The 13,022-nt window shown below is 71.4% G+C and carries 11 protein-coding genes and 1 pseudogene; 8 read left to right on the forward strand and 4 right to left on the reverse strand.

Going from position 1 to position 13,022, the window contains the following annotated elements:
* Positions 1 to 38: 38 nt before the first annotated feature.
* Both PZB75_RS29050 and hpaD read right to left on the reverse strand, forming a co-directional pair.
* Complete coding sequence (locus PZB75_RS29050) at positions 39 to 779, reverse strand: alpha/beta fold hydrolase (protein ID WP_275538267.1); 741 nt, start codon at positions 777 to 779, stop codon at positions 39 to 41.
* A gap of 69 nt (positions 780 to 848) precedes the next feature.
* On the reverse strand, positions 849 to 1,709 hold the full coding sequence (gene hpaD / locus PZB75_RS29055) for a 3,4-dihydroxyphenylacetate 2,3-dioxygenase (RefSeq protein ID WP_275538268.1): 861 nt from the start codon (positions 1,707 to 1,709) through the stop codon (positions 849 to 851).
* A gap of 178 nt (positions 1,710 to 1,887) precedes the next feature.
* Between hpaD and PZB75_RS29060 the strand changes: the two genes are divergently transcribed.
* The 6 genes from PZB75_RS29060 to PZB75_RS29085 all read left to right on the forward strand — a co-directional run bounded on the left by PZB75_RS29060 (position 1,888) and on the right by PZB75_RS29085 (position 9,711).
* The gene (locus PZB75_RS29060) at positions 1,888 to 3,303 is read left to right on the forward strand and encodes a fumarylacetoacetate hydrolase family protein (protein WP_275538269.1); all 1,416 of its coding nucleotides are present in this window, start codon (positions 1,888 to 1,890) and stop codon (positions 3,301 to 3,303) included.
* Positions 3,304 to 3,343: 40 nt separating this feature from the next.
* Positions 3,344 to 4,255, forward strand: a complete 912-nt coding sequence (gene dapA, locus PZB75_RS29065; RefSeq protein ID WP_275538270.1) for a 4-hydroxy-tetrahydrodipicolinate synthase — start codon at positions 3,344 to 3,346, stop codon at positions 4,253 to 4,255.
* Complete coding sequence (gene hpaE, locus PZB75_RS29070; RefSeq protein WP_275538271.1) at positions 4,255 to 5,721, forward strand: 5-carboxymethyl-2-hydroxymuconate semialdehyde dehydrogenase; 1,467 nt, start codon at positions 4,255 to 4,257, stop codon at positions 5,719 to 5,721. Before dapA ends, hpaE begins: the two co-directional genes overlap by 1 nt.
* 308 nt (positions 5,722 to 6,029) lie before the next feature.
* The gene (locus PZB75_RS29075) at positions 6,030 to 7,346 is read left to right on the forward strand and encodes a glutamine synthetase family protein (protein ID WP_275538908.1); all 1,317 of its coding nucleotides are present in this window, start codon (positions 6,030 to 6,032) and stop codon (positions 7,344 to 7,346) included.
* Positions 7,347 to 7,439: 93 nt separating this feature from the next.
* Positions 7,440 to 7,835, forward strand: a complete 396-nt coding sequence (locus tag PZB75_RS29080) for a nuclear transport factor 2 family protein (protein WP_275538272.1) — start codon at positions 7,440 to 7,442, stop codon at positions 7,833 to 7,835.
* 160 nt (positions 7,836 to 7,995) lie between these two features.
* On the forward strand, positions 7,996 to 9,711 hold the full coding sequence (locus PZB75_RS29085; protein WP_275538273.1) for an amidohydrolase: 1,716 nt from the start codon (positions 7,996 to 7,998) through the stop codon (positions 9,709 to 9,711).
* Between the two features lie 107 nt (positions 9,712 to 9,818).
* Here PZB75_RS29085 and PZB75_RS29090 read toward each other — a convergent pair whose 3' ends face one another.
* On the reverse strand, positions 9,819 to 11,420 hold the full coding sequence (locus tag PZB75_RS29090) for a sigma-70 family RNA polymerase sigma factor (RefSeq protein ID WP_275538274.1): 1,602 nt from the start codon (positions 11,418 to 11,420) through the stop codon (positions 9,819 to 9,821).
* 202 nt (positions 11,421 to 11,622) lie between these two features.
* Positions 11,623 to 11,718: pseudogene (locus PZB75_RS29095) on the reverse strand (aminoglycoside phosphotransferase); the annotation flags it as partial.
* A gap of 272 nt (positions 11,719 to 11,990) precedes the next feature.
* Between PZB75_RS29095 and PZB75_RS29100 the strand changes: the two are divergent.
* A complete protein-coding gene (locus PZB75_RS29100) occupies positions 11,991 to 12,491 on the forward strand; it encodes a SigE family RNA polymerase sigma factor (RefSeq protein WP_275538275.1) in 501 nt (166 codons plus the stop codon).
* Positions 12,484 to 12,990: a hypothetical protein gene (locus PZB75_RS29105; RefSeq protein WP_275538276.1), complete on the forward strand. Its 507-nt coding sequence runs from the start codon at positions 12,484 to 12,486 to the stop codon at positions 12,988 to 12,990. Before PZB75_RS29100 ends, PZB75_RS29105 begins: the two co-directional genes overlap by 8 nt.
* The last annotated feature ends 32 nt before the right edge of the window (positions 12,991 to 13,022 follow it).

Genomic DNA, 13,022 nt, shown 5'->3' on the forward strand with positions numbered 1-13,022 from the left:
CGTCCGGCCGGTATGCGCGCCGGACGCCGAAACCGCGCTCACTGGGCGAGGACCTTCACCACAGTGTGACGGAACTCGTCGCCGATGAGCACCTGTTGGTGGTCACCCGACACGGTGACCAGCTCGGCGGCACCGAGAACACCGATGATCTCGTCCGTGCCCCTGACCATCATGTCGTCCGTGCCCACGACGAGTACGGGCGCGACGGGCCCCGCCCACGGCGAGGGCCGGAACGGGGTCCGGCGCAGCCCCTCGACGCAGAGCGCCAGACCGGCGGCCGCCTCCCCGTGGGCACGGACCATGCCCGCGATGAACGAGGTGAACGGGTCGGCGGGCTCCTCCTCGCCCGCGACGGCGCGGTGAAGGGCCGTCACGTCCACCGCCTCGAACGGCTCGGCCGGACCGAGACCGCCCAGCACCGCGCGGCGCACCCGGCCGGGTGCCGCGTCGGCGAGTGCCCAGGTGAGCCTGGCGCCCAGCGAGTACGCCACGATGTCGACGGTCCCGGCCCCGGCGGCGTCGAGCACCGCGAGGAGGTCGTCGGCGCATCTGTCGGCGGTCACGTCACCGGCCGTCGCCGGAGCCGGGGTCGCGCCGTGGCCCCTGAGGTCCGGGACGATCACGGTCCGCCCGGCAGCGGTGAGCGCGGCGGCCATGCCGGTGTCCACCCAGTCCGTCTTTCCGTCCGAGCCGAAACCGTGCACCAGGAGGACCGGCGGGACGTCCGCGGGGCGGTCCGGAGTGAACGTACGGACCGCCAGTCCTTCACGGTCAGGCATCAGAGTCATCCCTCTTCCTAATATTGGATATGATTTTCGATAGTAACGCACCGGGTTTCCGGGGCGCCGTCAGGCAGCCGGGACCTGGGGGAGCGGGAAGTCGACCACCACCTGGCCGGTGCCGCTGCTGCCGAAGTACGGGCACAGCACCTCGCCCTTGCCGGTGTAGTCCTCCCAGCCGAGCAGGCCGAAGAGCATCGCCGTGTCGGCCATCGCCCCCTCGCCCGTGCAGCGCTTGTTGTAGTCGGGCAGCATCTGCACGAACTCCGCCGCCCTGCCCTGGGTCCACATCTCCAGCACGGTGTGGTCGATCTGGCGGTTGAAGTCGCTGCTGACCTCGTTGAGGAGCGACTCGGCCACCTCGTTGGGCGGGAAGGCGTGCGACAGCGAGCCGCTGGCCAGGAAGGCCACCTTGCGGTCGCTGCGGCGCACCGCGCGCAGCAGCGCCTCACCGATCCTGCGGTTCTCGTCGATCGTGGAGTAGATGTTGCAGCCGATCGGGAGCACGCGGATGTCCGATCCGGCGTTCATGAAGTACATCGGCACGAGCGTGGCGTACTCCAGCCCCAGGTCCTTGTAGGTGTGGACCCTGGCCTTCTGTCCGCCGGCCGCGATCTCCTCCCGGAACAGCTCGGCCAGCTCCGGGTCGCCGGTGTAGTCGTACTCCAGGTCGTGGATGAAGTGCGGCAGTTCGTGGCTGGCGTAGGACGCCTGGTGCCGCTCCTTGCCGTTCAGATGGAAGCCGATGCTGTTCATCCAGTGGCTGTCGGCCACGAGGAAGGTGTCGACGCCCCGCTCCCGGGCGCGCCGGCCGATCTCGGTCAGCGCCTCCTCCGCCGGCCGGCGGATTCCGTAGTGCTTCCCGGGCTGGATGGACAGCCAGATCGACGGCACATGAGTGATCTTGGCCGCCATGACGATTTCTCCCACTTACGCCACCTCTCAGGTGTGGCCGGTCGCCCTGGCTCGTCGTCCAGAGGTCCGGCAGCTGCATCACAAACGTGAGGCCTGATGCAAATCATGTATGAAGTCGAATATGTTGTCCATGGCACTCGCCATCTCGCCATTGATCGTGCATGATGTCGTATACGATTTTAAGGAGGGTGGCATGGAGCATCCGCTCGGACTGGCGCCGCAGAAGATCATCGCGGTGCATCTCAACTACCGCAGCCGCGCCCAGGAGCGTGGTCGCACCCCGGCCGCACCTTCGTACTTCCTCAAACCGCCGTCGTCGCTGTCCAGTTCGGGCCGCCCGGTCGTGCGGCCCGCGGGGTGCGAACTGCTCGCCTTCGAGGGGGAGATCGCCATCGTCATGGGGACCCGGGCACACCAGGTCCCGCGTGAACGCGCTCTGGACCACGTGGCCGGCTACGCGGCGGCGAACGACTTCGGGGTCTACGACTACAAGCACGCCGACCTCGGCTCCAACCTCCGGGCCAAGGGCCAGGACGGCTTCACCCCCGTGGGCCCGGTGCTGCTGACGGACACCGACCCGGCGGACCTGCGGCTTCGCACCTATGTCAACGGGCGGCTCGTCCAGGACGCGGGCACCGACGAGCTGCTGTTCCCCTTCGACCTGCTCATCGCCGACCTCTCCAGGCTGATGACCCTGGAACCCGGCGACATCGTCCTCGCCGGTACGCCCGCCGGGTCCACCGTCGTGCGTCCGGGCGACGTGGTCGAGGTCGAACTCAACGACTCGGGGCGGCTGCGCAGCGACATCGTCGCGGGGGAGGCGCCCGCCGACCTCGGCGCACGGCCACAGGTGACCGAGGCGACCAGGGCGGCCGCTTACGGCGCGGGGTACACGAATCCCGAACAGGCCCCCGTACTGGCTCCGGAGACCGAGGCGGCGCTCCGGTCGGTGTCCACCGCGACCCTCTCCTCCCAGCTCCGCAAGCGCGGCATCGACCACCACTTCATCGAGGGGGTCCGCCCCGCCCGCCCCGATCTGCGGATGGTCGGCACGGCCCGCACCCTGCGCTACGTCCCGCTGCGCGAGGACGTCTTCGCCGAGATCGGCAGCGGGATGAACGCCCAGAAGCGCACCGTCGAGGAGATCCGCCCCGGCGAGGTGCTGGTCATCGAGGCCCGCGGCGACCACGGCGCGGGCACCCTCGGGGACATCCTGGCGATGCGCGCCCTGCGCCGGGGCGCCGCCGGGGTCATCACCGACGGAGGGCTGCGGGACAGCCCCTCCTTCGCCGGTCTGGACCTGCCCGCCTACTACGGCGTCGCGCACGCCGCCGTACTCGGCCGCCGGCACGTCCCGATGGATTCCCAACTCCCCGTCTCCTGCGGCGGTGTGCTGGTCATGCCGGGCGATGTGCTGGTCGGTGACGCCGAGGGCGTCGTCGTCATCCCGCCGAAGCTGGCCGCCGAGGTCGCGCGGGACGCCGCCGCCCAGGAGGCCGAGGAGAAGTTCATCCTCGACCAGGTCGACCAGGGCGCCTCGGTGGACGGCCTCTACCCCATGAACCGCGCCTGGCGTGAGCGCTACGAGAAGGAACACGGCGCCCCGTGATCCCACCCGGCCCCCCGAGTCATCGTCAAGGAGTGAAGACATGAAGTTCCGTTCGGACCCCGCGTCAGTCCGCGGGTCCATAGCCCCCGTGGTCACGCCGTTCACCGCCGGTGGAGACCTGGACCTGGACTCACTGCGCAGGCTGGTCCGCCACCAGCTGGCACAGGGCTCGCACGGCATCTCCGCCGGCGGCTCCACGGGTGAACCCGGGAGCATGAGCGTGGAGGAGCGGATCGCCGTGATGGCGGCGGTCGCCGAGGAGACGGCCGACCGTGTGCCGTTCCTGCCGGGCACCGGCTCCGCCAAGCTGGACGAGACGCTGAGGCTGACCGCGGAGGCGGAGCGACTGGGCGCCGACATCGCCCTGGTCATCACCCCGTACTACGCCCGGCCGACCCAGGAAGCGCTCTTCCGCTGGTACGCCACGGTCGCCTCCGAGTTCCCGGACATGCCGCTGGTCATCTACAACGTGCCGTCCCGGACGGCGGTCGACATCGCCCCGGAGACGGTGGCGCGGCTGCGCAGGGCCCACGACAACATCGTGGGCATCAAGGAGACCACCAAGGACTTCGAGCACTTCTCGCACGTCCTCAACCTCTGCGGCCGCGACTTCCTGATGTGGTCCGGCATCGAGCTGCTCTGTCTGCCGCTGCTGGCCATCGGCGGCATCGGCTTCATCAGCGCCGCCGCCAACCTGGCACCGGCGACCGTGTCGAGGATGTACACCGCGTACACCGAGGGCGACCACAAGACCGCCCTCGAACTGCACTACGCGCTCCACCCGATCGTCGAACTTCTCTTCGTCGAGACCAACCCGGCCCCGGCCAAGTGGGTGCTGGAGCAGCGCGGGCTGATCGACTCCGGACACGTCCGGCCGCCGCTGATCGCCCCCACCGACGCGGGCGTCGCGCGCATCAACGAACTACTGGCACAGAGCGAGGGAGTCGCGTAATGAACCTGGAGCACTACATCGGCGGGAAGCACGTCCCCAGCGTTTCGGGTGCCACCTTCACCGCACTGGAGCCGTCCACCAACAAGCCCTACCTGACCGTCGCGGCCGGTCAGCAGGAGGATGTCGACGCCGCCGTCGCCGCCGCATCGGCGGCCTTCACCGAGGGCCCCTGGCCCTCGATGCCCGCGGCAGGGCGCGCCGCGGTGCTGCGCCGGATCGCCGACGCCATCGAGTCCCGCGACGACCGCATCGCCGCCATGGAGTGCCGGGACACCGGTCTGCCGATCACCCAGGCGCGTGGTCAGGCACTGCGCGCCGCGCAGAACTTCCGCTTCTTCGCCGACGTGATCACCACTCTCGGCGAGGACGTCTACCGGGTGGCCTCCGCCCAGCTCAACTACGTGATCCGCAAGCCGGTCGGAGTCGCCGGGCTGATCACTCCCTGGAACACCCCGTTCATGCTGGAGACCTGGAAGCTGGCGCCCGCGCTGGCCTCCGGCTGCCCGGTCGTCCTCAAGCCCGCCGAGTGGTCCCCGCTCTCCGCGAGCGTCCTCCCCGAGATCATGGAGGAGGCCGGGCTGCCGCCGGGCGTCTTCAACGTGGTCCACGGCATCGGCGAGGAGGCCGGAGCCGCCCTGGTGGCGCACCCGGACGTGCCGGTCATCTCCTTCACGGGGGAGACCACCACGGGCAAGACCATCATGCGGTCGGCCTCCGACCACCTGAAGTCGCTCTCCATGGAGCTGGGCGGGAAGTCGCCCCTGGTGGTCTTCGAGGACGCGGATCTGGACCGGGCGCTCGACGCGGCCGTCTTCGGCGTCTTCTCCCTCAACGGCGAGCGCTGCACGGCAAGTTCACGCATCCTGGTGCACCAGCCGGTGTACGAGGAGTTCGTGCGCCGGCTCGCCGGGCGGGCGTCCCGGGTGCGGGTCGGCGCCCCGGACGACCCGGCGACCGAGCTCGGCGCGCTCGTCCACCCGGAGCACTACGACCGGGTGATGGAGTACGTCCGGATCGGTACGGAGGAGGGCGCCCGCCTCGTCGCCGGCGGCTCGCGCCCGGCGGACCTGCCCGAGGGCAACTTCCTCTCGGCCACCGTCTTCGCCGACGTCACCGAGGACATGCGGATCTTCCAGGAGGAGATCTTCGGCCCGGTCGTGTGCGTCACCCCGTTCGCGGACGAGGCCGAGGCACTGCACCTGGCCAACGCCACCCGCTACGGTCTGGCGGCCTACCTCTGGACCAACGACCTGCGCAGGACGCACCGGATGAGCGAGGCGGTCGAGGCCGGCATGGTCTGGGTGAACTCCCAGAACGTACGCGATCTGCGCACCCCCTTCGGTGGCGTCAAGGCCAGCGGGCTCGGCCGGGAGGGCGGGGAGCACAGCATCGACGTCTACACCGAGTCGCGCATCGTCCACGTGGCCACCGAGGACCTGCCGGTCTCCCGATTCGGCACGGTCTGAACCCGGTCCGCACCGGGCCCCACCGCCCCGAGCGGCGGAGCCCGGTGCGGCACGGACGTGGCGGCGCCCTCCGCGACAAACGCGGAGCGGCCCCGCGATCCGCGGCCGCCCCGGACCCCAACCCCGCACCCCGGCCCGCACGGTGGGGCACGCCGGGTCCCGCCGACGGCATCGCCACCCGACGGGCACGCGCCGCGGCCCCCGCCGGACCCCATGTCCCCGCCCGGCCCCCTCACCCGTTCCCTTCCACGTCAGGAGACAACCGATGAGCACCCAGAAGCCCGCACGGGACCGGTAGCGGCATGGACATGGACCAACTCGCCGGCCAGGGCATCGACGTCGTCCGGGTCACCTTCCCCGACCTCATGGGCACCGACCGCGCCCGGGACGTCCTGCTCGACCACTTCCCCTCGGCCTGCGAACACGGGCTCGCCTTCTGCCGCGCCGTCTACCACACCAGCCCCCTCGGCGACACGGTGGACATCGCCGGCGGTCTCGACGCGGGCCTTCCCGACATATCCGTCCGCCCCGACCTGTCCACCCTCGTGCCGTTGCCGTGGGAACCGGGGGTCGCCTGGTGCCTGGGCGACGCGACCGACACCGCCACCGGTGAGCCCTGCGCCGAGTCCCCGCGTGATCTGCTCCGCTCCGTGCTGGCCCGGTGGGCGAAGCAGGGACTGCGGCCGGTCATCGGGCCCGAGCTGGAGTACTACCTGTGCGACCCGGCGCCTGAGGTTCCGTCCGGCTGGAAGCGCTACGCGGAGGCTCCGGGCAACATCTACACGGCGGGCCGCCGCGGCGACCCGGACCGGCACCTGCTCCGCACCCTGCGCCACCTGCGCGACCTGGGACTGGGCGTCAGCGCGGGCAACCACGAGTTCAGCAGCGGCCAGTTCGAGATCAACCTCACGCACTCCGAGGCCCTGGACGCGGCCGACCGCGCCTTCCTCTTCAAGGCCGGGGTCAAGGAACTGGCCCGCGACGAGGGCAGAATGGCCACCTTCATGGCCAAACCCTTCAACGACGAGGGCGGTTCGGGCTTCCATCTGCACCTGTCCTGCGACGGCGACGGGGGCAACGCCTTCGACGACCCCGCCGGCGCGTACGGGCTGTCGGACACCGCCCGGCACGCCGTCGCCGGAATCGTCGCCCATGCCCCCGCGCTCGCCGCGCTCCTCAACCCGACCGTCAACTCGTACAAACGGTTCGGCCCCGACACCCTCGCCCCCTGGCTCATCGACTGGGGCCTGGACAACCGCAGCGCGATGGTCCGCATCCCCCCGGAACGGGGCGCGGGGTCCCGTCTCGAACTGCGGCTGGGTGACGCGAGCGCCAACCCGTACCTGGGCGTCGCCGCCACCCTCGCGGCCGCTCTGCTCGGCGTCCGGGCCGGGGAGGAGCCGCCCGCCCCGCTGGAGGGCTACGGCTACGACTCCTCGAAGGCGGCCACCCTGCCCATGAGCCTCACGGCGGCGCTCGACGCCCTGGAGGCCGACGACGCGCTCATCGAAATCCTCGGCAAGGACTTCGTGAACTCCTTCCTCGCCTACAAGCGCGACGAGGTGCGGCGCTGCGAACGGTTCGTCAGCGACTGGGAGTTCACGGAGTACGCGTACCACCTGTGACCGCGCCCTCCCGGTGCGGCCGGGAGAGCGAGCAGCACCGGGACCCGCCCTTCCGGACGGTCCCGTCCGCCAGAAAACAGCCGAGGTGATGACATGAGCAAGAATCTCGACGCGGTCCGCGGGTCCTACGAGGCGTCGGCCGCCGGGGACGTCAACGGACTGCTCTCCCTGCTCGCGCCGGACGCGCGGTGGACCGAGATGGCCGGTTCCCCCTATGCCGGCACCTACACCGGTGCCGAGGAGATCCTGACCGGGGTCTTCCAGCGGCTGGGCGACGAGTGGGAGGACTTCCAGGCGGTGCCCGAGCAGTACGTCGACGGGCACGACACGATCGCGGTCGTGGGTACCTACACCGGGACCCATCGCGCGACGGGCCGTCGCCTGGCCGCCCGCTTCGTCCATGTGTGGTGGTGCGAGGACGGCGTCGCGACCCGGTTCGAGCAGTTCGCCGACACCGCTCTCCTCCAAGAGGCCCCGCGGGCCCGATGAGGGGCCCTTCCCGTCGGCGGCCCGGAGGCGGCGGGTCCGACGGTGGTCCGAAAGCGGCCCTGAGGCGGTCCGACGCGGCCGGACCGGCCTCCTCCGCCACCACCGGGCAGCCACGCGGGCGCGGGCCCGCCCTTCCTGTCAACTCCCCCTGGAGACAACCATGTCCGAAAGAGCGGATCTGATCCTGACCGGTGGCGACGTCCTGACCGTCGACGACACCTTCTCCGTCGCGCGCGCGGTGGCCGTGAAACGCGACCGGATCGTCGCCGTCGGGAGCGACAGCGAGATCCGGGCCCTCGCGGGGCCGCACACCAAGGTGGTCGATCTGGCCGGCCGCACCGTGCTCCCGGGGATCAACGACTCCCATCTGCACGCCGCCGCCTGGCAGTTGTCCCGGCCGCCGTTCGCGCTGAACGTCGGGCACCCGGCCGTGCGCTCGATCGCCGATGTCGTCGAGTCGGTGCGCCGGAGAGCGGCCGACACCCCGTCAGGGGACTGGATCACCGGCCTCGGCTGGGACATCGGATACCTCGCCGAATGCCTGGCCGACCGGGACCGCCGCCCACACCGCCACGACCTGGACGCAGTCTCCCCCCACCACCCGGTCTGTCTCACCGACTTCTCCGGACACATGGTCTGGGTGAACTCCAAGGCCCTCGAACTCGCCGGGATCGCCCGTGGCTCCGTACCGCCGTCCGGTGGTGTGATCGAGACGGACGCCGAGGGGGAGCCCACCGGCATCCTGAAGGAGACGGCGCAGGCGGCCGTGCAGCGGCTGATCCCGCTCGCGACCGTGGCCCAGCGCAAGAGCGCGATCCGCGCGGCGGTGGCGGCGCTGCACGCCGAGGGCATCACCAGCTACACCGAGCCGGGGCTCGGACCTGGCGGTGTGCAGATCCTCGGTGGCGGTCTGAGCACCGCGACCCTGGACGCGTACGTCGAACTCGCCCGCGCGGGCGAGCTGGCGTCGCGGGTGAGGGTGCTGCTGCTGCCCGCGCCGATGGACGGCTCGGCCGCCGAGGTGACGGCCGGGCTGACCGGGCTCGCCGTGCCCGACGACGTGGACGCCGACCGACTGGCGGTCATCGGCGTCAAGCTGTTCGCCGACGGTGTCCCGCCGAACGGCACCGCCTGGATGCACGACCCCTATGTGGACGGCGGTCACGGCGCGCTCTGTGTGCACGGCGCGGACGCGGCCCTGCAACAGGCCGAACTCACCGAGATGGTCCGGGTCGCGCACGCGGCCGGGCACCAACTGGGCGTCCACGTCACCGGCGACCGGGCCATCGACGCCGTGGTGGACGCCTTCGTCGCCGCCGACGAGGCGCATCCGCGTCCCGACGCCCGGCACTACGTCATCCACGGAGACTTCATATCCGAACGGAGCCTGGCGAAGCTGGCCGCGCACGGCTACTCCGTCAACATGAACCCGGCGATCAAGTGGACCATCGCCGATCTGATGGACGAGGTCGTCGGCAAGGAACGGTCCGACTACCAGTGGCCGGCGCGCTCCGCGGCGGACGCCGGGGTCGCCCTCTGCGCCAGCTCCGACGCCCCCATCACCGAGCCCAACTGGCGTCAGGGCGTCACCGCGATGCTGCTGCGCGAGTCCAAGGCCACGGGGCGGGCGAGCGGCCCCGAACAGCGCGTCACACTGGAGGTCGCCCTGCGCGCCTACACGGTCAACGCCGCCCGGCAGGACTTCGCCGAGTCCTGGAAGGGGACCGTCGAACCGGGCAAGGTCGCCGACCTGTGCGTCCTCGGCGGTGACCTGCGCGCGGCCGATCCGCACGACATCCCGGACATCCCGATCGACCTGACCGTGTTCAACGGCGAGATCGTCTTCGAACGCGGCCAGGAGGCGCCTGCCGGGTGACCCGGACGCCGGCGGCCGGACCGCCGCCGGCGGCCGGCCGCCGCCCAACCGGTCGTGGACGCCAGGCACTCCGGATCGGTGACCGGGGGATCACCGGACTGGACGGCTCATTGCGCGGCGCCGAAGTTCTGCGTCCACACCGGTCCGTCCCCACCGTCCTGGACACCCACACCGATCTCCTTGAACGAGCAGTTCAGGATGTTCGCCCGGTGTCCCGGACTGTTCATCCACGCGCTCATCACGTCGGCGGGCGTGCGCTGTCCCTTCGCGATGTTCTCGCCGTACGTGCTCCACCGGTATCCGGCCGCCGTGATGCGGTCACCCGGGTCCGTGCCGTCCGGCGAGGTGTGCGAGAAGTAGTTCCGCGCCACCATGTCGGCGGAGTGACGCTGGGCCGCGGTGTCCAGCAGGGCGTTGCCGCGCACCGGTCCGCATCCCGACTTGGCGCGTTCGGCGTTGACCAGACCGGTGACCTGCTGGATGCGTGATCCCGACGCGGGGGACGCGGGCGCCGCCGGCGGCGCGGGCCTGTGTTCCGGCGCGGCGGAGGTGGGCGACCGTTCGGGCCGTGCGGTGGGGACGACGCTCTCCGTGGCCTTCGGGGTGGGGGTGGGGGGCGCGTTCCTCGTGGGGGAGGGCGAGGCGGAGGCCGTGGAGGGGGAGGGCTTCGGGGCGGGGGTGACAGAGGTGACGGAGGGCGCCGTCCCGGCAACGGGCGCGTCCGCCGTCACGACCGTCTCCCCGCGGCTCTCGTCGTCCGCGTACAGGCGTACCGCCGCCCCTCCCGCACCCAGAACGGCCACGGCGGTCGCCGCGGCCACAGCCGTGTTGCGGCGGCGGCGACGCGTCTCTCCCCGCCTCCGCTCGGCCCGTCCCGCTCCCCCCGGGGGAGTGGGGGCGGCCTCCGCCGCGGTGCTGAGGAACTGGGGCGCACGGCCCGGGAAGGCCATCGCCAGGGGAACCAGGGCCAGCCCCACCAGCAGCCCCTCTGCCGGGACGAGCCCGGAACCGTGCCCCGAACAGACGGTGCAGCCACGGGCGTGCCGCGCGATCCGCTTGCGCCACAGGGCCGAGGGCGCCCCGTCCCACTTGGCGGTCATGTCCTCCAGCAGGACACAGCGCGGCTGCGCGGCCAGCGCGCTCACCACCACCCTGGCGGTGTCCAACCGGTCCTTCATCCGCTGCACGCGTACGGCGGTGTGCTCCGGGGAGAGTTCCAGCGCCGCCGCCACCTCCGCCCGGGACAGCTGCCCCGCGGTCTCCAGCCACCACAGCGAGAGCAGCTCCTGATCGTCCTCGTCCAGCCAACGGGTCGCTTCGGCGACCTGGCGCCGCTGCCCGGTCAGGCCGAGCCGCAGAATCGTGAGATCGACGAAGTCCGCTCCGGGGTCGACGGCGTCGTGGGAGTCGTCCAGGCCCTCGACGGGTACCGCGTCGGTCCGCCGCTCGCGCCAGTGTCCGCGTATCTCGTTCATCGTGATCGCCACGAGCCATGAGCGGAAACGTTCCGGCTCGCGCAGTTCGGGCAGGGCGCGCAGCATACGGAAGACGCTCTCCTGCACGACGTCGTCCACATCGGGGTGACCGTTCAGCGCGCGCCCGACGATGTTGTACAGCAGCGGCAGATAGGACGCGACGAGTCGGTCCTTGGCGCTCCGGTCTCCGGCCTGCGCCGCGGATATCAACGCCGTCTCGTGGTCCTCGCCCATGCCGCACTCACTCTTCCGGAGTCCTGTTCTGTCACTTCGCACACCTGGGAGACGGGCTGCGGCCCGGACGATAACAAAAAATGGCCGACGAGCCGCAAAAGAACGCGGAGACCGGACCGGCGGGCCGTGCCCCGCCCCTGCATCTCCCGCCCCCGCCCCGCTCCGGCGACGCGGCTCACTGCGCCGCTCCGGGCCGGGGCAGTCAGCCGAAGCGACGGAAGAGTTCCTGGAGGTAGTCCTCCAGCCTGCTGGTGAGAAGAGCCGGAGTCAGGTCGTCGCGTCCCAGCTCCCGCCAGGGCGCACAGGCTGTCGTTCACCCTGAGCTCGGTCATGGTCATGGGCATGGGTTCACGAACCGGCGCTGCCCGGAGTGCTGTGCCGAGGGGCAGAGCCGCACACCCCACGGCGTCGGACCGCCGGACCGCCCGGCCGGGCCCTGGCGGCGGGCCGGTGTCGGTCCCGGCGACCGGTGTGGCGACCGTCACTCCGACTTCCTCGGGGGCGGTGTCGTCCGAACGCGGGGTGCCGGGCGTATGTCTGATGAGACCGAAGAGATCCAGGAGCTGATTGTTGACCGTCGAGGAGTTCGAAGAGTTCTACGCGCGGACGGTCGCCCGGCTCACAGGGCAGTTGTTCGTGATGCTCGGCGATCAGCACGAGGCGCAGGACGTGGTGCAGGAGGCGTTCGTCAAGGGCTGGAGCCGACGGCGTCAGCTCGACCGTGACGGACAGCCGGAGGCGTGGATTCGTACGGTCGCCTGGCGGCTGGCCGTGAGCCGGTGGCGTGGGCGCCGTCGCGCGGCGGATGCCTGGCAGCGCAGCGGCGCCGCGCCCCATGTGGAGCCGCCGGGTCCCGAAACTGTGGCCCTCGTGGAAGTGCTGCGGGAGCTGCCGCCCAAACAGCGCCGCACGCTGACCCTGCACTACGTGTGCGATCTGACCGTCGAACAGATCGCCTCGGAGACCGGCATCGCGGCCAGCACCGTCAAGACGCATCTGGGCCGGGGCCGGGCCACGCTCGCACGTCGTCTGCACGATCCGCGTATTGAGGAGGAGGTCCCCGGTGCCTGAAGCCCACGACCCGCTGCGGGCGCTGTTCCAGGAAGCCGCCGCCACCGGCCAGTCCCGCGCCCGTTCCGCGCCGCTCCCGCTCATCACCGGGCGCGGCGAAAGGCTGCGCAGGCGCAGGGCCGTCGCCCTGGCCGTCGGAGCCTGCGTGGTCCTCTCCGGTGCGGGAACGGCCGTGGCCGTGTTCCTGCCCGCCGGTCCGGGCGTCACCGTCCCGGCCACCACCCCGACGCCTCCCCGGCCTTCACCCGTACCGTCCCCGCCCCGGACCGGCTCGTCACCGACCGACAGCGTTTCCCCCTCCGAACTGTCGTCCCCCGGCGTCGGCTCACCGCCGACCGTCGCCGATTCCCCCAGCTCCCCTTCCTCTCGGACGAGTTCACCGTCGACGAGTTCACCGCCGACCGGCCTTCCGTCGACGGGCCATCCCTTCCCGGGCCGGACCACGTCGGAAGGGCCGGAAACCCCCACCCGGGACCGGAGCACCGAACCGCCTCGCTGATCCGTCCCCCTCCCGTCCCGTGAAGGCATGCG

The sequence above is a fragment of the Streptomyces sp. AM 4-1-1 genome (genome assembly GCF_029167625.1).
Classification (GTDB): Bacteria; Actinomycetota; Actinomycetes; order Streptomycetales; family Streptomycetaceae; genus Streptomyces.